General features: G+C 70.1%; 2 protein-coding genes. Both read left to right on the top strand.

The annotated features are described in order from the left end of the window. On the top strand, positions 1–690 hold a 690-nt coding region (locus Q0588_RS05660; protein ID WP_298744538.1), incomplete at its 5' end, for a VTT domain-containing protein. A 238-nt stretch (positions 691–928) separates the two neighbouring features. Further along, positions 929–1,969, top strand: a complete 1,041-nt coding sequence (locus Q0588_RS05655; protein ID WP_056450471.1) for a rod shape-determining protein — start codon at positions 929–931, stop codon at positions 1,967–1,969. The last annotated feature ends 144 nt before the right edge of the window (positions 1,970–2,113 follow it).

Genomic DNA, 2,113 nt, shown 5'->3' with positions numbered 1-2,113 from the left:
ATGGAGGGCCGCCGCTGGCGGACCCTGCTGGCGACGGCCCTGCTGCTCGGGGCCACCGTGGCCCTGCTGGCGCTCGGCAAGAGCCGGCTCGGTCTCGCCGCCGAGGAGAATCTCGAGGCCTGGCTGCGGGGCTATGCGGGCAGCCCCTGGGCCTTCGCCGCCACCGTCGTCCTGTTCATCGCCGCCGCCTTCATCGGCGCCCCGCAATTCATCCTGATCGCCGCCTGCGTGGTCGCCTTCGGGCCGTGGCTCGGCTTCCTCTACAGCTGGGCGGCGACGGTGGCCTCGGCCGGGGTGACCTACTGGCTCGGCCGCGGCCCGGCGGCGCGGCTGCTGGACCGCTACGGCGGCCGCACCCTGGGCCGGCTCAAGGGCTTTGTCGGCCAGAACGCCTTCCACGCCAGCTTCATGATCCGCAATGTGCCGTCGGCGCCCTTCATCGTCGTCAACATGGCCTTCGGGGCGACGCGCGCCTCGTTCGCGGCCTATCTGCTCGGCTGCGCCCTGGGGGTGCTGCCCAAGACCGCCCTGGTGGCCTTCTTCGGCGGGGCGGTGGTTTCCGCGGTCAGCGGCGACGGGGTCTGGACCTCGGCCATCCTGGCCGGCGTGGCGGCGGCCTGGCTGGGCCTGATGCTCGGCGTGCGCGAACTGGTCAGGCGGCGCGAGCGGGCGGGCGGCTCCGCGGACTGAGAAGCTTGGCTGACGGGATCGTGAACGGCCACGCCGCCGTTGGCGCCGACGGGGGCTCCGGTCAGGCCGCATGGGGCTTGTATTCGCCTCCGCACACGGGCAAACGAGCCACAAGGTCGGTCAGGCGATAACGATCAGGAGGCGGCGCGTGGGGATGCGCGTTCGCCGGGGCGTCGCCGAAGCGGATCGAGACTGACGCACGCCCCTCCAAGGCCCGAACGAACGGTATCCCGGACCCATGTTCTCCAGCATCTTCGGCGCGATCTCCAACGACATCGCCATCGACCTCGGCACCGCCAACACCCTGATCTACATGAAGGGCAAGGGCATTGTGCTGAACGAGCCCTCGGTGGTCGCGCTGCGCAACGTCGGCGGCCGCAAGATCGTCCACGCCGTGGGCATAGAGGCCAAGCAGATGCTGGGCCGCACCCCGGGCCACATGGAGGCCATCCGGCCGATGCGCGACGGGGTCATCGCCGACTTCGAGGTCGCCGAGGAGATGATCAAGCATTTCATCCGCAAGGTTCACAACCGCAAGGGTTTCGTGAACCCCAAGGTGATCGTCTGCGTGCCGTCGGGGGCCACCGCCGTCGAGCGCCGCGCCATCAACGACTCCTGCCTGAACGCCTCGGCCCGCCGGGTCGGCCTGATCGACGAGCCGATGGCCGCGGCCATCGGGGCCGGCCTGCCGATCCACGAGCCGACCGGCTCGATGGTCGTCGACATCGGCGGCGGCACCACCGAGGTGGCCGTGCTGTCGCTCAGCGGGATCGTGTATTCCCGCAGCGTGCGCGTCGGCGGCGACAAGATGGACGAGGCGATCATCTCCTACATGCGCCGCAACCACAACCTGCTGATCGGCGAGACCACCGCCGAGCGCATCAAGAAGGACATCGGCACCGCCCGCATTCCCGCCGACGGCGAGGGCCTGTCGATCGATGTCAAGGGCCGCGACCTGATGCAGGGGGTGCCGCGCGAGGTCCGCATCTCCGAGCGCCAGGCCGCCGAGGCCCTGGCCGAGCCGGTGACCCAGATCGTCGAGGCGGTGAAGGTGGCGCTGGAGGCCACCCCGCCGGAGCTGGCCGCCGACATCGCCGACAAGGGCATCATGCTGACCGGGGGCGGGGCCCTGCTGCGCGGTCTCGACGCCGAGATCCGCGACCATACCGGCCTGCCGGTCTCGGTCGCCGACGATCCGCTGTCCTGCGTGGCCATCGGCTGCGGCCGGGTGCTCGAACACCCGCGCTGGATGAAGGGCGTGCTCGACTCCGCACTTTAGGGCCTCGTCCCGTTTCGCGCCTCAAATGCCTGTCATTCTTGACGTCATCGGGGTTACGGCGGTTTCCAAACGGCCCGGATTCTGGATAGGCTCGACGGATCGGCCGGGGGCGTCCCGCTGATTCCCTTTTTCTGAGGAAGGCGC

This window comes from uncultured Brevundimonas sp. (assembly GCF_937870815.1).
Classification (GTDB): domain Bacteria; phylum Pseudomonadota; class Alphaproteobacteria; order Caulobacterales; family Caulobacteraceae; genus Brevundimonas.
The sequence above is the reverse complement of the archived record's forward strand: the minus strand, read 5'-3'. Positions and strand labels throughout refer to the sequence as shown.